Annotated in this window: 16 protein-coding genes and 1 tRNA gene; 4 read left to right on the top strand and 13 right to left on the bottom strand. The window is 69.7% G+C overall.

Annotated features, from left to right (window positions below; translation table 11 throughout):
- Nucleotides 1-123 precede the first annotated feature (123 nt).
- The 3 genes from AC1DOC_RS01515 to AC1DOC_RS01505 form a co-directional block, all read right to left on the bottom strand.
- Entirely contained in the window at nucleotides 124-669 is a 546-nt protein-coding gene (locus AC1DOC_RS01515) for an adhesin (protein WP_436299194.1), read from the bottom strand.
- A gap of 172 nt (nucleotides 670-841) precedes the next feature.
- The gene (locus AC1DOC_RS01510; protein WP_278877898.1) at nucleotides 842-1876 is read right to left on the bottom strand and encodes an alpha/beta hydrolase family protein; all 1035 of its coding nucleotides are present in this window, start codon (nucleotides 1874-1876) and stop codon (nucleotides 842-844) included.
- 114 nt (nucleotides 1877-1990) lie between these two features.
- Nucleotides 1991-3109 carry an AraC family transcriptional regulator gene (locus AC1DOC_RS01505; protein ID WP_436299195.1) on the bottom strand — a complete coding sequence of 373 codons (1119 nt, stop codon included), beginning with the start codon at nucleotides 3107-3109 and terminating at the stop codon, nucleotides 1991-1993.
- 115 nt (nucleotides 3110-3224) lie between these two features.
- Between AC1DOC_RS01505 and AC1DOC_RS01500 the strand changes: the two genes are divergently transcribed.
- The 3 genes from AC1DOC_RS01500 to AC1DOC_RS01490 all read left to right on the top strand — a co-directional run bounded on the left by AC1DOC_RS01500 (nucleotide 3225) and on the right by AC1DOC_RS01490 (nucleotide 4714).
- The gene (locus AC1DOC_RS01500; RefSeq protein ID WP_436299196.1) at nucleotides 3225-3686 is read left to right on the top strand and encodes an RrF2 family transcriptional regulator; all 462 of its coding nucleotides are present in this window, start codon (nucleotides 3225-3227) and stop codon (nucleotides 3684-3686) included.
- Nucleotides 3676-4584, top strand: coding sequence for an NAD(P)/FAD-dependent oxidoreductase (locus tag AC1DOC_RS01495; RefSeq protein ID WP_436299197.1), 909 nt, complete (start codon nucleotides 3676-3678; stop codon nucleotides 4582-4584). The genes AC1DOC_RS01500 and AC1DOC_RS01495 overlap by 11 nt, the downstream gene beginning before the upstream one ends.
- A 54-nt stretch (nucleotides 4585-4638) precedes the next feature.
- Nucleotides 4639-4714, top strand: a tRNA-Gly gene (locus AC1DOC_RS01490).
- A gap of 63 nt (nucleotides 4715-4777) precedes the next feature.
- Here AC1DOC_RS01490 and fahA read toward each other — a convergent pair.
- The 7 genes from fahA to AC1DOC_RS01455 are packed head-to-tail and all read right to left on the bottom strand — an operon-like array spanning nucleotide 4778 to nucleotide 10967.
- Nucleotides 4778-6103, bottom strand: coding sequence for a fumarylacetoacetase (fahA, locus tag AC1DOC_RS01485; RefSeq protein WP_436299198.1), 1326 nt, complete (start codon nucleotides 6101-6103; stop codon nucleotides 4778-4780).
- A 19-nt stretch (nucleotides 6104-6122) separates the two neighbouring features.
- Nucleotides 6123-6929 carry a cyclase family protein gene (locus AC1DOC_RS01480; protein ID WP_436299199.1) on the bottom strand — a complete coding sequence of 269 codons (807 nt, stop codon included), beginning with the start codon at nucleotides 6927-6929 and terminating at the stop codon, nucleotides 6123-6125.
- Nucleotides 6930-6967: 38 nt separating this feature from the next.
- On the bottom strand, nucleotides 6968-7759 hold the full coding sequence (locus AC1DOC_RS01475) for an ABC transporter permease (RefSeq protein ID WP_436299200.1): 792 nt from the start codon (nucleotides 7757-7759) through the stop codon (nucleotides 6968-6970).
- Nucleotides 7756-8526, bottom strand: a complete 771-nt coding sequence (locus AC1DOC_RS01470) for an ABC transporter permease (RefSeq protein ID WP_018903341.1) — start codon at nucleotides 8524-8526, stop codon at nucleotides 7756-7758. The genes AC1DOC_RS01475 and AC1DOC_RS01470 overlap by 4 nt, the downstream gene beginning before the upstream one ends.
- Nucleotides 8519-9301 (bottom strand): ABC transporter ATP-binding protein, encoded by a 783-nt coding sequence (locus tag AC1DOC_RS01465; RefSeq protein WP_018903340.1) that lies wholly within the window; start codon nucleotides 9299-9301, stop codon nucleotides 8519-8521. The genes AC1DOC_RS01470 and AC1DOC_RS01465 overlap by 8 nt, the downstream gene beginning before the upstream one ends.
- Entirely contained in the window at nucleotides 9298-10242 is a 945-nt protein-coding gene (locus tag AC1DOC_RS01460; protein ID WP_018903339.1) for an ABC transporter substrate-binding protein, read from the bottom strand. Before AC1DOC_RS01460 ends, AC1DOC_RS01465 begins: the two co-directional genes overlap by 4 nt.
- Nucleotides 10239-10967 (bottom strand): TetR/AcrR family transcriptional regulator, encoded by a 729-nt coding sequence (locus AC1DOC_RS01455; RefSeq protein WP_436299201.1) that lies wholly within the window; start codon nucleotides 10965-10967, stop codon nucleotides 10239-10241. The genes AC1DOC_RS01460 and AC1DOC_RS01455 overlap by 4 nt, the downstream gene beginning before the upstream one ends.
- A gap of 99 nt (nucleotides 10968-11066) precedes the next feature.
- Between AC1DOC_RS01455 and AC1DOC_RS01450 the strand changes: the two genes are divergently transcribed.
- Entirely contained in the window at nucleotides 11067-13082 is a 2016-nt protein-coding gene (locus AC1DOC_RS01450; protein WP_436299202.1) for an acetoacetate--CoA ligase, read from the top strand.
- Here the strand turns inward: AC1DOC_RS01450 and AC1DOC_RS01445 are convergent.
- The 3 genes from AC1DOC_RS01445 to AC1DOC_RS01435 form a co-directional block, all read right to left on the bottom strand.
- Entirely contained in the window at nucleotides 13061-15007 is a 1947-nt protein-coding gene (locus AC1DOC_RS01445) for an adenylate/guanylate cyclase domain-containing protein (RefSeq protein ID WP_478081935.1), read from the bottom strand. The genes AC1DOC_RS01450 and AC1DOC_RS01445 overlap by 22 nt on opposite strands.
- A 189-nt stretch (nucleotides 15008-15196) precedes the next feature.
- Nucleotides 15197-15910 (bottom strand): 2OG-Fe(II) oxygenase, encoded by a 714-nt coding sequence (locus tag AC1DOC_RS01440; RefSeq protein ID WP_436299205.1) that lies wholly within the window; start codon nucleotides 15908-15910, stop codon nucleotides 15197-15199.
- A gap of 83 nt (nucleotides 15911-15993) precedes the next feature.
- Nucleotides 15994-16592, bottom strand: a 599-nt coding sequence (locus AC1DOC_RS01435) for a 2-keto-4-pentenoate hydratase (RefSeq protein WP_478081933.1), incomplete at its 5' end; no start/stop codon positions are given.

Below are 16592 nucleotides of genomic sequence, written 5' to 3'. Positions count from 1 at the left end.
TCTTCAACCAGCGCGAGCTGATGGTGCTCGACGTGGAAGTGACGAGCCTGTTCAGGCTCGAGGCAAGCTAAAAAAAGCCCGCGGCGCAGGCGCACCGCGGGCTTCTTTCCCTGAGCGAAGTGCTTATTTCTTGACGTCGACCGCGCCGGATCCCTTGGCCTTGCCGCTGGCCTTGGCGCCCACGGCCGGTGCCTTCAGCGCACTGCCGGCCGAGCCTGCGGCACCGGTCACGCCGCCCACCGTGTCACCGACGACATTGGTCGCGCCGGTCACGTTGCCGGCCGCGCCAGTCGCGGCATTGGTGGCACCGCCCACGGCGCTGGTTGCACCGCCGACTGCGTTGGTGGCACCGCCGACCGCACCCGTCGCGCCGCCGACCACGCCGCCCAGGGTGTTGCCCAGCCCGCCTGCGGCCTTGCCGGGGACTTCGACCGGTTGCACACCGGCATTCGTGGCGGCACTGCCGCCGGCACTTCCCTCGGTGCGTGCACCGGCGCCCGCGGCGCCTTGGCGTTGGGGCGCGGTCGCGCTGCCCGATGTGTTGACGTCGGCATTCACGCCCACGCCAACGCCTACGCCTACGCTCTGTGCCTGTGCGAAGCCGCTCATGGCAAGAAGGCCTGCGAGCAAGGCGCCGACGAAAAGGGATTTGTGTTGTTGCTGCTTCATAGGTGACTTTTCCTTTCGTTGAATGGTCACTGAACCGGCTTTGGGCCAGTTCGGTCGCTACCGTGACCACCTGCGCACATGTCGCCGTGTGCGAGGTGGCCCCCGGCGCGTGTGGGACGCCTCCGTCGTCCGGAATGGGGGGTCGTGCGTTAGGCGGCCCGGCTCAAAGCGGTCAAGGCAGCAGGTGCGCGCTGAAGAAAGCCGCCGTCTTGCGGTTCACTTCCGGCAGCAATGCAGCGCGGCCGAATCCCGGCGGATCGTTGAGCAGCTCGCCGATCAGCCCCGTGAGTCCGGGCGGCAGGGGCGAGAGCAGCGCGCCATGGCCGCCCGTGGGCAGGTCGGCGATCAGTTCGCAGCGCGGCAGGCAGGCCGCGAGCACGCGATCGCTGTGATAGCGCGGCACCAGCCAGCGGTCCTGCTGCGCAGTGATCAACCCCAGCGGCACGCGCGGCGCGGCGAGCGAGGCCATGTCGAAATCGGCCGACGCCGGCACACCGGCCGCCACGGCGGCGATGCGCGGATCCTGGTGCTCGCGCGACGTGGCGTCCGCGAAGCGGTGGCCGATCACGAACAGCGCGCCCCATTTCCTGATGCGGTCGAACCAGCTTCCGGTCAGCCGCGTGATCAGTCCGACGCAGGTCTGGAAGTCGCCTTCCAGGTTGGCTTCGCAATGCCGCATGAATGCAGCTGGCGACCAGCGTCCGCCCGCCAGGCTCAGCGCGGTGTGGCCGCCGGCCGACATGCCGTACATCCCCACCTTGTCGAGTTCGAGCAGCGGCGCAAGGCGCGCATCGTGTGCGACCGCGTCGATGGCGCGCGACACCTCGGCCGGGCGCATCGTCCAGCTGTCCGGGCCGGGGTTGCTGGCGTCCTTGTAGTTGTCGGCCTTGTGCTCGGGCATGGCCACGATGAAGCCGGCGTCCACCAGGGTGCGTGCCAGGTCCGCATGCACCCAGGGCGCACCGCCCGACCCGTGCGAAACCATGATCAGCCGGCCATTGCCGCGAACGGGCGTGCCCTGCGCAGCCACGTCCAGCGTGAAGGGGCCGCGCCGGACGAGTCGGGCTTCGCCGCTTGACGGATAGAACACCGTGACCGGTCCATCGCCGGCCGTGCCGGCAATCTCGGCCAGGCCCATCGCGGCCTGGGCCAGCCCGGAAAGCAGCGCGAGCGCCGTGGCCGTAAAGAAAAAGAAAAGACGTCGCATCGACCGAACTCCTTGTGTCATCGAAGGCCCATGCCCTCGGCGGACCGGACGATGCCGCGGCATGCCCGCCGTGTCTTGCCGAAAGCTGCAAGCGCGGCTTTCGGCGCGCCGATTTCAGGAATCGGCCAGCTTCTGCTTGCGGAAATCGGTGGGCGTGAGGCTGGTGGCGGCCTTGAACGTGCGGTTGAACGGGCCGATGGACTGGAAGCCTGCCGTGAGTGCGATGGTGAGAACGGGCAGGTCGCGCTTGCCCGGATCGGCCAGCGCCGCCATGGCCTCGGCCAGCCGGAAACTGTTGACGAAGGCGTTGAAGTTGCGGTGCCCCAAGCGCTGGTTGATGAGCCGCCGCAGCCGGTATTCCGGCACCGATAGCCGCGCGGCGAGGCTGGCGATACTCAGGTCTTCGCTGCGATAGGCGCGGTCGACGGCCATGGCGTGCTGCAAGGATTCGGCGAGGCGGCCTTCGGCCGGATCGGGCTCGGGGTCCGGGCTTGGGAGCGTTTCGGGCGGCGGCGCGTCTTCAAGAACGACCACGGGCATCGCAGCCGGCACGCTCGCCGCCGGGAACAGGTCCGACCCCGCCAACCGCACCATCCGCCAGGCCACCACCGCCACGATCGCGAGCAACATTGCCACGTCCGCCGTGGCCGACAGCCCCGAAAGCCGTCCATGCGGCGAAGCCAGCCGGACTGCCAGCATCACCAGGCTGTAGCCGATGCCGGCCACCACGATGAAGACGCGCAGCCTGCGGCGCCGCTCCACCAAGTCTTCACGCCAGTGCGAGGCCGCGGCCAGTGCGGCAAGCACCGCGAACACAAGCGGCACGGCGCGCTGCAAACCCATGGTGATCGGCGCGAGCACCGAGGCGCTGCCGGCCACGACCGCGCAGTTGAATGCCGCCAGCGTGGCGACCGCGACCCAGGCTGCGACGTGCAGCGGGCGCAGCGTGAAATCGTCGTCGAACAGCGCCTGCACGAAGACCCAGAACAGCACGGCGTTGCCGACGGAGACGGCGACCAGCGGCGCCTGCCAGAGCCCGGACACCAGCGCTTCGAACAGCGGCGTGGAGCCGATGACCTGCACGCAAAGGCCGAGCGTCAATGCCACGCCGGCACGCGCAGCCGGCAGGCGAGGGCGGTCGCGGCCGAGCACCAGTGCCAGCAGGAGCAGCAACGCGATCGCCACGCCGCGCAGGGCGGCGTCGATCAGGGTCGAGGGAGGAGCGGCGGGCATGCGGTCGTCGTGAAGGCGGCCGACGATAACAGGCGGCGGCAGCACAACCGTTCGGCCGGCAGGGTCAAATGCGGCCTCTCGAGTGTTTCCGATTTCACGCAACTAATAATGTTGCATGAAACGAGACAGCAAGCTTTCAGGTGTTCTCCACGCACTGCTGCACATGGCCGAGATGGAGGGGCCCGTCACCTCCGAATCGCTGGCCATGGCCATGCAGACCCATCCCGTCGTGGTGCGCCGGGTCATGGCGGGCCTGCGCGAGGCGGGCTTCGTGAGTTCGGCCAAGGGCCATGGCGGCGGCTGGGTGCTGTCGTGCCCGCTCGATGCCGTGACGCTCGGCGACATCCACCAGGCGGTGGGATCTCCGGCGCTGCTGGCCATGGGCAACCGCACCGAGAGCCCGGGCTGCATCGTCGAGCAGGCCGTGAATGCGGCGCTCGACGGCGCCTGCCGCGAGGCCGAGGCCCTGCTGCTCGAGCGTTTCAACGGCATCACGCTGGCCGATCTTTCCAGGGATTTTCATCGCCGCATGACGGGCGGCGGCTTCACTCGCAAGGACATCGAACATGCACTATGACGCTCTGGTCGTGGGCGGCAGCTTTGCCGGCCTTTCCGCTGCCCTGCAGCTTGCGCGCGCGCGAAAAACGGTCTGCATCGTCGACGCGGGCGCGCCGCGCAACCGCTTCGCCGCCGCTTCGCACGGCTTCTTCGGGCAGGACGGCACGCCGCCCTTGAAGATGATTGCCGATGCGCGCGCCAAGGTGCTCGCGTATCCGAATGCCAGCTTCGTCGAGGGCCGTGTTGCCGAGGCGCGGGCCGACGGCGCGGGCGGGTTCGCTGTTTCGCTCGAAGGCGGCGGCGCGCCGCTGACGGCCAGCCGGATCGTGCTCGCCTTCGGCGTCGAGGACGGCTTTCCTGAGATCGAGGGCGTGCGCGAACGCTGGGGCCGAAGCGTGCTGCACTGCCCGTACTGCCACGGCTATGAAGTCAGCGGCCGGCGCCTGGGCATCCTGATCGAGCAGCCGCATGCGCCCGAGCATGCGATCCTGTTCGCCGAATGGGGATCGGCCACGCTGTTCCTCAACGGCAACAACACGGTGGACGACGAGACGCGCGCGAGGCTGCAGGCGCGCGGCGTGGCGATCGAGCCGGGCCGCATCGCGGCGCTCGAGGGGCCGTCGCCTACCGAGCTCTCGGGCGTCCGATTCGCGGACGGCCGGCGCGTGCCGCTCGATGCGATGTTCCTGGTGCCGCGCACGCGCCTCGCAAGCCCGCTTGCCGAGCAGCTCGGATGCGCGATCGACGAGGGCGGCTTCGGCCCGCTGATCCGCACCGACGCAATGAAGATGACCACGGTGCCCGGCGTGTTCGCGGCCGGCGATGCGGCCATGATGTTCCACAACGCCACGATGGCTTCGGCCGATGGCGTGATGGCCGGCATTTCGCTGCACCGTGCCTCGGTGTTCGGCCACTGAGCGAGGAGCCGAAGAAGGCCTGAAAAAACCAGGCTATAATCTGCGGCTCGAAATGCGGGAATAGCTCAGTTGGTAGAGCGCAACCTTGCCAAGGTTGAGGTCGAGAGTTCGAGACTCTTTTCCCGCTCCACATTTCATGCAAAAGGCCACCCTCAGCGGTGGCCTTTTCTTTTGGCGCGCCGGATGGATGCCTTCAGCCCTTGGCGGGCAGCACCGTCCCGCGGCTTTCGCCGAAGCCGATGCGCGCATGGCCCGGCTTCTCGCACCAGCCGCGCAGCAGCACTGCATCGCCATCTTCCAGGAAGCCGCGCTGCTCGCCGTTGGCCAGCGTGACCGGGTCTTGCGCGGCGCGCGTCAGCTCGATGATCGCGCCGGCCTCGCCCGGCCCCGGTCCCGAGATGGTGCCGCTGCCGAACAGGTCGCCCGGGTTCAGGCTGCAGCCGCCCACCGTGTGGTGCGCCACCATCTGCGCCACGCTCCAGTACTGGTGCCTGAAGCTGGTGCGCGACAGGCGCGAAGGGCCGCTCCCCTCGTTGCGCGCCTTCTCGCTTTCGAGCCAGACCTCCAGCCGGATGTCGATCGCGCCACTTTCGCGGTTGCCGCCGCTTTCGAGGTAGGCCAGCGGCTGGGGCTCGTTTGCGGGCCGCGTCCAGGCCTGGCGGTAGGGCGCGAGCGCCTCCATCGTCACGATCCACGGCGAGATGGTGGTCGCGAAATTCTTCGCAAGGAAGGGACCGAGCGGCGCCATCTCCCAGAACTGGATGTCGCGCGCCGACCAGTCGTTGAGCAGGCAGATGCCGAAGATGTGCTCTTCCGCGCGTTCGAGCGGAATCGGTTCGCCGGCCGCATTGCCTTCGCCGATCCAGATGCCAAGCTCGAGCTCGTAGTCGAGCCGCGCGCAGGCGTGGAAGGTGGGCGCCTTGGCGCCCGGCGCCATGGTCTGCCCCATCGGGCGGTGAAAGCGCTGGCCGCTGATGCCGATGGTCGACACGCGCCCGTGGTAGGCCGTCGGAATCCAGCGGAAGTTGGGCGTCACGTCGCCTTCGGGGTTCATCAGGCGGCTGATGTTCAGCGCATGGTCGATGGAGGTGTAGAAGTCGGTGTAGTCGCCGATGCGCGCGGGCAAGGTGTATTCGACCTCGGCCTGCGGCACCAGGCATTCGCGCACGAGCTTGGCCGTGGCGGCCGGTGCATCGTCGCGCAGCAAGGCGAACACCGCGTGGCGCAGCGCACGCCAGGCGGTGCCGCCGAGCGCGAAGAAATCGTTGAGCGCTGGCAGCGCGGCGGCACGGGCCGCATCGAGCGCAAGTCCGTCGAGCAGCTGGCGTGCGGAGAGCGCGGCCATGTCGAGCACCTGGTCGCCAATGGCCACGCCGCCGCGGAACGGCTGCGGGCTGCCGGTGCGGCGGAACACCGCGTAGGGCAGGTTCTGGATCGGAAAGTCGGTGCCTTCCGTGTTGGCAGCGGCGACCCAGCTCCTGGCGTTGGCGTCGTGCGTGTGGTTGAGCGCGGCATTCATGGCCCTGGCCTCCCGCGTTTCAGGCCGACGCCATCAGCGCATCGTCGAAGATCGCCACCGCGCGCGTCCAGCCGGCCGATGCGCCGCGGATCTTGTGCGGAAAGCAGCTGATGAAAAAGCCCGTGGGCGGCAGCGCCTCGAGGTTGTGCAGCTTCTCGATGTGGCAGTAGCCGATGTCGCGGCCGGCCTTGTGGCCTTCCCAGATCAGCGAGGCGTCGTGCGTCTCGCCGTACTTCCTGGCGGTGTGCACGAAAGGCGCATCCCAGCTCCAGGCGTCGGTGCCCGTGAGGCGCACGCCGCGCTCCAGCAGATACATGGTGGCCTCGTAGCCCATGCCCGCGCCGGCCGAGACGTAGTCGTTGTGGCCGTAGCGCGAGCCCGCGCGCGTGTTCACCACCACGATCTCCAGCGGGCTCAGCGTGTGGCCGATGCGCTTGAGCTCGGCCTCGACGTCGCCGGCCGTGACCACGTAGCCATCGGCAAAGTGGCGGAAGTCGAGCTTCACGCCGGGCTGGAAGCACCATTCGAGCGGCACCTCGTGGATCGCGATGGCGGGCTTCTTCTCGCCCAGCGCCTTGTCCATGGTCGAGTGGAAGTGATAGGGCGCATCGAGGTGCGTGCCGTTGTGCGTCGAAAGCTGCACCAGCTCCACGGCCCAGCCTTCGCCGTCGGGCAGGTCTTCTTTCTTGAGGCCCCGAAAGAAGGGCTCGATCTGCTCGTAGGTCTGCTCGTGCGTGAAGTACTGGATCTTGGGCGCGAAGGCCGGCGGATCGGACAGCACATCGTTTTCGAGAAAGATCGAAAGGTCGACGAATTTGCGTGGCATGGCGAGGCTCCTTGTGGAATGGGGTGTGAGGGAGGGCGTCAGGGCTGCTGCCAGCGCAGCAGCCGCTTCTCTGCAAAGGCCAGCAGCGCATTGCTCGCGAAGCCGATCAGCCCGAGCAGCACGATGCCGGCGAACAGGTCGCTCGCGCGGAAGGCGCGCGCGGCCAGCAAAATGGCCTGGCCCAGGCCGCTTTGCGAGGCGATCATTTCGCCCACCACCGCGACGATCAGCGCAATGGTCAGCGCAAGCCGCATGCCGGCCAGGATGTCGGGCATGGCGTTGGGCAGGCCCATCTTCCAGACAAAGGCCGCGCGCGACATCTGCAGGCAGCGCGCCACTTCCGAGAGCCGCGGCTCCACGGCCGCGAAGCCGTGCACCGTGGCCAGCAGCACCGGCCACATCGCGCCGAAGGCCACCACGAACAGCACCATGCCGGGGTTCAGCCCGAAGATCGAGATCGCGAGCGGCAGCAGCGCGGAGGCGGGCAGCGGCCGAATGAATTCGAGCGTCGGCTGCACCCACGCGCGCACCGCGGGCGACACGCCGATGGCCGCGCCCAGCAGCACGCCGAACAGCGACGCCAGCAGCCAGCCCTGCAGCATGCGGCCGACCGTGGCCTGCGTGAAGGCGAGCAGTTCGCCGTTGCTGTTCGGGCCGCGGAGGTTGAGGCCTTCGAGCAGGCTGGCGAAGGTGGCCTGCGGTGTCGGCAGGAACACGCGGCTCACCCAGCCCGCGTTGCTCGCCATCCACCACAGCGCAATCAATGCAAGGAGCACGGCAAGCGAGCCGAGCCGGTTCACCAAGATGCCAACGCGGCCGTTGCCGTTCATGGCAGCACCCCCATGCGCCGAGCCACCACGCGCTGCAGCAGCACCATGCCCGCATTGACCGCAAAGCCCACCACGCCGATCCAGCCCAGCCACGCAAGCATCAGCGCGGGGTCGAAGCTCTGCTGCGCGATCATCATCGCGTAGCCCATGCCATTGGGATTGGCCGCAATCTCCACCGTGACGGCCACCACCAGCGCCACCGCCACGCCGAGGCGCAGCGCCACGAACAGGCGCGCCGCGATGGCCGGCAGCACGATCTTGAAGGCACGCTCGCGCGCCGAGAGCCCCAGCACGCGGCTCACCTCGAGCAGCCGCGGTTCGATCTGCTGCACCGCCGACTGCACCAGCACCAGCAGCGGCCAGAAGGTGGCAAAGGCGACGATGGCCAGTTCCATGCGCACGCCGAAACCGAAGGTCAGCATCGCGAGCGGAATCAGCGCCACCGAGGGCACGGGCCGCAGCACCTCGATGGAAAGCGAGCCGAGCTGCGCCGCGCGGCGCGAGAGCCCGAGCACCAGGCCCAGCGCAATGCCCAGCACCGCACCCAGCAGCAGGCCGAGCGCGGCCGTGCCCAGCGTGAAGCCCGTGGCCTGCCACAGCGAGCCATCGAGCGCCGCGCCCATGAAGGCGCGGGCCGCCGCGCTCGGCGGGGCGAGCGCATCGCTGCCCAAAGCGGCCGCGCGCCGCGCATACCACTCGAAGGCGCCGACCAGCAGGGCCGGAAAGACCCAGGGCCGCAGCCAGCGCAGGAGGCGGCGTTCAGTCATGGCTTTGCTCGATGAAGGCGAAGAGTTCACGGCGCAGCTGCAGGTATTCCGGATGCTCCTTGGTCGTGAGCTGGTCGCGCGGCCGCGGAATCTTCACGTCGATCATCCGCGCCAGGCTGGGCCGCCCCGGCCCGGGGTTGGCCTGCAGCGCGATCACGCGGTCGCCCAGGTAGATGGCCTCTTCGAGATCGTGCGTGACGAACAGCACCGTGAGCCCGTCGTCGCGCACCAGCCGCGCGAGCTCGTCCTGCAGGCTCTGGCGCGTGAGCGCATCGAGCGCGCCGAAGGGCTCGTCCATCATCATGAGCTCGGGCTTCTGCGCGAGGCAGCGGGCAATCTGCGCGCGCTGCTGCATGCCGCCCGAAAGCTGCACCGGAAACTTCTGCGCATGCTTCGCGAGGCCGACCTTGCCGAGCACCTCGGCAATGCGCGGCGCGCGCTCGGCCGCAGGCACGCCGGCTGCTTCGAGTGCGAGGCTCACATTGCCTTCCACGGTGCGCCAGGGCAGCAGCGCGCGGCCGTAGTCCTGGAACACGAAGGCCACTTCGCGCGACGGCTCGCTCATCTTCACGCCCTTGCGCCGCACCTCGCCGGCGCTCGCGGCGACCAGGCCGCTGGCCGCGCGCAGCAGCGTGGTCTTGCCGCAGCCGCTCGGCCCCACGATGCAGACGAACTCGCCGCGCGCCACGTCGAACGAGGTGGGCGACAGGATCTCGCGTCCGCCGAGCCGGATCGCGACGCCGTCGAAGCGAAGGAAGTCGGCGGCCGTGCTCACTTGGCGATCAGCTTCGCAACGTCGATGGAGGTCTTGAGCATGTCCTGGTCCTTCATCAGGCCGACCCAGTAGCCCAGCTGCTTCTCGCTCACCGTGGCGCCGGGCGGCGAGATCTGGATCTTCGCGAGCACCTCGGGCGGCAGCTTGATGTACTTGCCGATGGCCGCGCGCACCGTGGCGTCGTTCCTGGGCTGCTGCATGAAGGCCGCGGCCTCGACCAGCGACTCGCGGAACGCGCGCGCGGCGCCCGGGTTCTTCGCCACCCACTCGCGCTTGGCCGCATGCACGATGGTCTGGTTGTTCTCGGGCAGGAAGGTGGAGTAGTACGAGGCCACGTAGCCCGCGCCGCTCTCGGTGATGCGGCTCATGAACGGATCGGCCGACACCACCGCGTCGACCGAGCCGCCGCGCAGCAGGTCGGCATGCTGCGGGAACGAGGCCTCGACGAAGTTGACCTTGCGGTAGTCCACGCCGCTCTCCTTGAGCCAGGCACGGAAGGTCACGTGCAGGAACGCGCCGAGCCCCGGCACGCCGATCTTCTTGCCCACGCAGTCCTGCGGCCCCTTGATGCCCGAGCCCGCACGCGCCACCAGGCCGAAGCCCGTGATGGTCTTGGAGGTGAGGCCGCCGCCGGCCACCAGCACCAGGTCGAGCCCGCCGTCCACCGCCTGCAGGAACACCGAGGGCGTGGGCCCGCCGATCTGCAGCGAGTCGGACTGCAGCGCCGCGGGAATGGTGGAGTTGAGCGGAATGAACTTGAGCTCGACGTCGAGATTGCGCTTCTTGAAGTAGCCCTCTTCCGCGGCCACGAAGACCGAGGCGAAGTCGGACACGGCCGTGTAGCCGAACACGATCTTCGGGTTCGATTGCGCGCGCGAGGGCAGCGCCGCGGCGGCCGAGGCGGCGGCCAGCGCCGACAGCAGGGTGCGTCGTTTCATCATGTCTTCTGTCTCCTGGGAGTGGTTTTCTTCTGCGGGGCCTTGGGTCGCGGCAGCGCGGCGCGCAGCCCGCCGACGATGAAGTTCACCAGCATCGGTGCCACGGCCGGATCGCTGCGCCGGTTCTCGCCGCGCGAGAGCCGCTCGATGCGGCTGTCGTTCAGGTGGTGCAGCAGCGCCCCGAGCGAGAACTGGTAGCCCCAGGCGGCCTGCCCGCGCGTGGCATGCGGCAGCGCGACGTGCAGCGCGTCGATGTAGGCCTCGGCCAGCGGGTCGAAGTAGCCGCGCAGCACGCGGTCGGCTTCCTCGGTGGCGTGGTAGAGCTCGCGCGCCACCAGCAGCGCGTAGTACTCGCCCTCGGCGCTCGCACGCAGCGCCAGCACCGGTCCGGTGAAGGCCTCGATGATGCGCGGCAGCGTGCGTGCGTCGTCAGGGTCGTTATCCACGGCCTTGAGGCCCGCGAGCCGTTCCTCGATGCTGTGGCTCCAGTGCTCGAAGATCGCGTGGAAGAGCTCGTGCTTCGGGCCGAAGTAGTAGCCCACCAGCGCCAGCGGCACGCCCGCTTCCTCGGCGATCTGGCGGATGGTGACCGCGTGGTAGCCGTGCTGCGCAAAAAGCTTTTCCGCCGCCAGCAGGATGGCGTGGCGCCGATCGGGCCGGGCCGCTTCGGCAGCGGCGGCCGGGGCGCGGTGGGCGCTTCGCCTGGCGGGCGGGGTGCGGGCGTTCATCGGGCGTATTGAACGTCTGTACAAAACTATTGAACACGCGTACAAACCCTGAGGTCAAACCCGGTTGAACGGCGCGGAATGCGGCATTAGGCTCGGTGCATGCCCGCTCCCAACATTCCCCAGATCCGCCTCTACCAGGACTGGCTGCGCGAGCAGCGCGGCCTGTCCTTCGACACCTATGACGCGCTGTGGCGCTGGTCCGTGACCGATCTCGACGCCTTCTGGCAGAGCATCTGGGACTACATGGGCATCGTGTCGCCCACGCCGCACACGGCGGTGCTGGCCGACGACCGCATGCCCGGCGCCACGTGGTTTCCGGGCGCCGAGGTCAACTACGCGCGCGAGGTGCTGCGCCATGCCGATGCGGCGCATGCGGCCGGCCTGCCGGCCATCGTGAGCGACAACGAGCTGGGCGAAGTGCGCGAGATGCCGTGGCCCGAGCTGCGCCGGCAGGTGGCCTCGGTGGCGCTCACGCTCAAGTCGCTGGGTGTGCAGCGCGGCGACCGCGTGGCCGCCTACCTGCCCAATGTGCCCGAGACCATGGTGGCCTTTCTCGCGTGTTCGAGCATCGGCGCGGTGTGGAGCGTGTGCGCGCCCGACATGGGCACGGCCGCCGTGGTCGACCGCTTCCGCCAGATCGAGCCCAAGCTGCTGATCGCCGCCGACGGCGTGCACTACGGTGCCAAGCCCATCGACCGCAGCGCGGTGGTGCAGGAGCTGCGCGATGCGCTGCCCAGCGTGCAGAAGCTGCTGTTGCTGCGGACGCCCCATGCCGCGCAGCAGCTCGCCGCCGACGCCGACTGGCAGACCGCCAGCGCGCGCCGCGACGCCGAGGTGGCGGCCTTCGAGCCCGAATGGCTGCCCTTCGACCACCCGATCTGGATCGTCTATTCGAGCGGCACCACCGGCCTGCCCAAGCCCATCGTGCACGGGCAAGGCGGCATCATCATGACGATGTACGCCTGCGGCCTGCACAACGACATCGGCGCAAGCTACGGCGCCAACAACTACGACGAGCGCTTCCACTGGTACAGCTCGACCGGCTGGGTCATGTGGAACTGCCAGCTCGCGGGCCTGGCCTTCGGCGCGACCATCGTCATCTACGACGGCCATCCGGCCGGCAGCAAGGAGAAGCCCGACTGGGCCGTGCTGTGGCGCTTCGTCGCGAAGCACCGCATCACTTTCTTCGGTGCCGGCGCGGCCTACTTCACCAACTGCATGAAGGCCGGCGTGGTGGCGGCCGAGTGCGGCGACCTGTCGCGCGTGCGCGCGCTCGGCAGCACCGGCTCGCCGCTGTCGGAAGAGGTGCAGCGCTGGGGCACGGCGCAGCTGATGGCTGCGGGCGCGAGCAGCGTGTGGTGGTGCAACATTTCCGGTGGCACGGATTTTTGCGGCGCCTTCGTCGGCGGCAACCGCGAGCTGCCCGAAGTGCCCGGGCAGATGCAGTGCCGCCAGATCGGCCATGCGGTGGAAGCCTGGAACGAGGACGGCAAGCCCGTCATCGGCGAGGTGGGCGAGCTGGTCTGCACGCGGCCCATCCCATCGATGCCGCTGTACTTCTGGGGCGACGAAGGCAACGCGCGCTACCTGTCGAGCTACTTCGACACCTACCCCGGCGTCTGGCGCCACGGCGACTGGATCAGGATCGGCGAGGACGGCGGCTGCATCATCTACGGCCGCAGCGACGCCACCATCAACCGCCAGGGCCTGCGCATGGGCACCAGCGAGATCTACAGCGCCGTCGAGGCGCTGCCCGAGGTGCTCGACTCCATGGTGGTCGACCTCGAATACCTGGGCCGCGAAAGCTACATGCCGCTGTTCGTGGTGCTGCGCCCCGGCGTGGCGCTCGACGATGCGATGCGCGGCAAGATCAACCACGCGATCAAGACCTCGCTCTCGCCGCGCTTCCTGCCCAACGACATCTTCCAGGTGGCCGAGATCCCGCGCACGCTCTCGGGCAAGAAGCAGGAGCTGCCGATCAAGAAGCTGCTGCTGGGCCAGCCGCTTCAGAAGGTGGTCAACCCCGAGGCCATGGCCAACCCCGGCTCGCTCGGCTGGTACGTGGAGTTTGCCGCGCGGCGCGCCGCGGCCTCTCAGGGCATCAGCAGTTCGTAGAGCACCATGCGCGTCTGGCGGCCGCGCAGCGCCACCCGCTCGTCGATGCGGCGCGTCTGCAGCCGGCCCTTCAGGCCCGCGCAGGTGACCTCCGAGATCAGCGTGTGCGTGCCCAGCTGCTTGTTGATGCCCTCGATGCGGCTGGCCACGTTGACCACGTCGCCCAGCGCCGTGTAGGACAGCCGGTCGTTCGAACCCAGCACGCCCGCGATCGCCACGCCGGTGTGGATGCCCACGCGCGTGCGGAACTCGGGCAGCCCGTCGGCGCGCCATCTGCGGTTGAGCGCACTCGTCTCGATGTGCAGCTGCAGCGCGGCCAGGCAGGCGCGGTACTCCGCGTCCTTCAGGTCGGCGGGCGCGCCCCACAGCACCATGATGCCGTCGCCCATGAACTTGTCGACCACGCCGCCGTAGCGCGCCAGCACGCGGGTGGCCAGGTTGAAGTATTCGGTCAGCATGCGCACCAGCACATTGGCTTCCATCGATTCGGAGATCCGCGTGAAGCCCTCGATGTCGGTGAACATCACGGTCATGCGCCGCGGCGAGCCGCTGGGCGCCAGCGCCTGGCCCTCGGCCACGAGCTGGCTGATCACGTCCACCGGCACGAACTTGCTGAACGCCCTGAGGCTGCGCGCCGATTCGTCCAGCGCCCGGTCCAGGTTCTGGATCTCGAGCACGCGGCTCGGCTCGCGCGGCAGGTCGTCGAGCTCCAGCAGGCCGATGCGGCGCGCGATTTGCGCGAGCTTCTCGACCGGCGAGGTGACCAGCCTGGACAGCTGCAGCGACACGAACAGCGCGGCCGCGAGCAGCGCCAGGCCCAGCAGCAGCCACCACAGCACGGCGCGCCGCAGGGCGCCGAGCACGAAGTCCTCGGGCACCCAGCTCACCAGCTGCCAGCCGGCCGAAGGAATGCGCGAAGCCTGGGCCAGGTAGCCGCGCCCTTCGTGCTCGAACGAGAAGGCCGCGCCGCCCGCGCCGTCCGGCGTGCGGTTCTCCAGCATCTGGGCGTGCAGCGCGCCCAGCACGCCGGTGGGCGGCTCGGGCTGGCGCAGCACGCCGGGCTGGTCGCTGCGCGCGAGCACCTGGTCGCCGGCGTCCAGCAGGGCGCCGTCGCCGCGGCCGTCGCTTGCGAACAGCCGCACGAACTGCGAGAGCCGGCCCAGCGAGACATCGCCGCCCACCACCAGCAGCCGGGGGCCGCCTTCGGCCGCGCGGCGCTTGCTGGGCAAGGCATAGCTCACGCCCAGCTCCTGCGTCGCGGCGAAGGCGTAGGGCGCGGTCCACACGGGCCTTTGCGTCTGGCGCGCCTGCTGGTACCAGCGCTGCAGCCGCGGGTCGTAGCCGCTGCGGAAGGACTCGATGCGCTGCGTGGCGAAGCGCTGCTGCGCGTCGATCTCGGGCGCGGGCGGCAGCTTGTACTGCCAGGTCTCGATGGCGAGTTCGCCGGTGCCCGCGCCGCGCGCGATGCGCCGGATGGCCGGCACCGGGTAGCGCAGCGCCATCAGCATCTGGCCCGTGTCGTCGGCCACGTAGAGGCTGTCGAGCTCGGGCGCCTGCTGCAGCAGGGTCCACAGAAGCTCGGCCGTGCGCTGGGCATGCTCGCCCGCGGCGCCGAGGCTGGGCGCGCCGGCCAGCGCACCGACCGCCGACTCGGTCTTGGCGAGGACCGCGAGCATGTTGTCCTCGGTGCGGTAGTGGTTGGCCGCGTGCGCGGAGGCGCCGATCTTCGCCACCAGCCGCTGCGAGCCCCAGTAGCCGAGCGTGGCCAGCAGCAGCGACTGCGTCAGCGCCACCGCGCTCACGATGGTGCTCACGTCGACCCTGAAGCGGCGCGAAAGCCGCGCCACGGCGGCGGAAAATTCAAAGAATGCGAGAGGCGGCTTTCCCGCCCCACCCGCAGACCCGGATGAGTTCTTCTTGTTCATACAGCTCCCTGTCGACCACTCGAACGCACCCGCGGCCGTCACGTCGGGCCGCGGATCGCATCCGGCCGCTCGCTGCTCCGATCGTTTGGTTGTCGGAAATCATGGCGAGCACCCGGGGTGCAGGGCGGATTTTGCGCGACTTCGGGCCGCGCGCGTCATGGCACGGTCGTGCGCAAGACGCGGGCTTGGCTAGCGCGCGTCGTGGAAGATGATTCCCAGCGTGTGCCGCCGCCCCGCGCGCACGCGGCTCACGCCGTGCCGCATGGTGACGCGGTAGCTGCCGCGCGTGCCCGCCACGGGCCGCTGGTTGACCGCGAAGACCACCGCCTCGCCCTGCGCGAGCGCCACCACCTCGGCGCGCGACTGCATGCGCGGGCGCTGCTCGGTGAGCACGAATTCGCCGCCCGTGAAGTCGTCGCCCGGCCGGCTCAGCAGCACCGTGAGCTGCATCGGAAACTGCAGGTCGCCGTASAGGTCCTGGTGCAGGCAGTTGTAGTCGCCTTCACCGTAGCGCAGCAGCAGCGGCGTGGGCCGCAGCTGGCCCGCCGCATGGCAGCGCGCGAGGTAGGCCGCGTGGTCCGCCGGGTAGTCGGCCGGCTGGCCCATCGCGGCGGCCCATGCGTTCGCGAGCGGCGCGAGGCGCTCGTACAGCGCGCTGCGCCAGGCCGCGACCGGAGCCGGCAGCGGGTTGCCGAAGTACTGGTACTCGCCCTGGCCGAAGCCGTGGCGCTGCATCACCACGCGGCTGCGGAAATGGCCGGGCTCGTCGTACAGCGCGGCCAGCGCGGCGCATTCCTTCGGGCTGAACAGCACGCCCGTGGTTGCGCAGCCGCGCGTGGCGAGGTCGGTTTCGATGCGGGGCCAGTCGAGGGCGCGGACGATGTGGGCAGGAGAGGTCGGCATGCCGAAAGTGTGCGGCCGCCGCGGGCGCGGCGCTCGCTGTTTCCGGACATGGGTTCCGGCCGCGGCGGTGCCGCAAGAAGACGTCAGAACGAGAGGGCCACGGGCGCGAGCTCGCCGATCTCCACGCGCACGGCAGTGCCCGCCGACGCGAACAGCATGCCGGTGCACGAACCGCTCGTGACGATCTGCCCGGCCTTGAGCCCCCCGCCGCGCGCGGCGCAATGGTTGGCCAGCCACACCAGCAGCGCGCCCGCGTCGGGGCTCGGATGCTCGCCCACGGTGTGCGCGACGGTCTGCCCGTCGAAGTGCAGCGCGGCCTCGGCGCGCTGCAGGTCGAACCAGGCCGGCGCGAAGGGCTGGCGCTGCCCCAGCACCAGCGCGCCATGGCTCAGCAGGTCGGCCAGCAGGGCGTTGGCATGGGCGCCGAACCAGTCGGCCAGCCGGGTCTCGACGACCTCGATCACCGGCAGCACCGATTCGACGGCGCCTGCCACATCGGCCAGCGTGTAGGGTGCGGCGCGCGGCGGCAGGTCGGCGCCCAGCTGGAAGCCGACCTCGGCCTCGATGCCGCGCAGCCGCCATGCCGGACCCTGCAGGCGCACGCCGCCGGGCAGCAGCCCCTCGGCCGGCAGCGGCGCGCAGGTGGGCTCCTGGCCGGGCGCGCGCGCGCCCACCTTCCAGC

Source organism: Variovorax sp. 01T439_2 (assembly GCF_056398445.1).
Note: the sequence above shows the minus strand (reverse complement) of the source record. Positions and strands in the feature narration are given on the sequence as shown.

Bases quoted from the DNA above. Each gene is read 5' to 3' on its own strand.
- AC1DOC_RS01515 (WP_436299194.1), bottom strand. From the start codon at position 669: ATGAAGCAGCAACAACACAAATCCCTTTTCGTCGGCGCCTTGCTCGCA.
- AC1DOC_RS01450 (WP_436299202.1), top strand. From the start codon at position 11,067: ATGCCCGCTCCCAACATTCCCCAGATCCGCCTCTACCAGGACTGGCTG.
- AC1DOC_RS01505 (WP_436299195.1), bottom strand. From the start codon at position 3,109: ATGCCCGCCGCTCCTCCCTCGACCCTGATCGACGCCGCCCTGCGCGGC.
- AC1DOC_RS01495 (WP_436299197.1), top strand. From the start codon at position 3,676: ATGCACTATGACGCTCTGGTCGTGGGCGGCAGCTTTGCCGGCCTTTCC.
- AC1DOC_RS01500 (WP_436299196.1), top strand. From the start codon at position 3,225: ATGAAACGAGACAGCAAGCTTTCAGGTGTTCTCCACGCACTGCTGCAC.
- AC1DOC_RS01455 (WP_436299201.1), bottom strand. From the start codon at position 10,967: ATGAACGCCCGCACCCCGCCCGCCAGGCGAAGCGCCCACCGCGCCCCG.
- AC1DOC_RS01475 (WP_436299200.1), bottom strand. From the start codon at position 7,759: ATGAACGGCAACGGCCGCGTTGGCATCTTGGTGAACCGGCTCGGCTCG.
- AC1DOC_RS01470 (WP_018903341.1), bottom strand. From the start codon at position 8,526: ATGACTGAACGCCGCCTCCTGCGCTGGCTGCGGCCCTGGGTCTTTCCG.
- fahA (WP_436299198.1), bottom strand. From the start codon at position 6,103: ATGAATGCCGCGCTCAACCACACGCACGACGCCAACGCCAGGAGCTGG.
- AC1DOC_RS01445 (WP_478081935.1), bottom strand. From the start codon at position 15,007: ATGAACAAGAAGAACTCATCCGGGTCTGCGGGTGGGGCGGGAAAGCCG.
- AC1DOC_RS01510 (WP_278877898.1), bottom strand. From the start codon at position 1,876: ATGCGACGTCTTTTCTTTTTCTTTACGGCCACGGCGCTCGCGCTGCTT.
- AC1DOC_RS01460 (WP_018903339.1), bottom strand. From the start codon at position 10,242: ATGATGAAACGACGCACCCTGCTGTCGGCGCTGGCCGCCGCCTCGGCC.
- AC1DOC_RS01480 (WP_436299199.1), bottom strand. From the start codon at position 6,929: ATGCCACGCAAATTCGTCGACCTTTCGATCTTTCTCGAAAACGATGTG.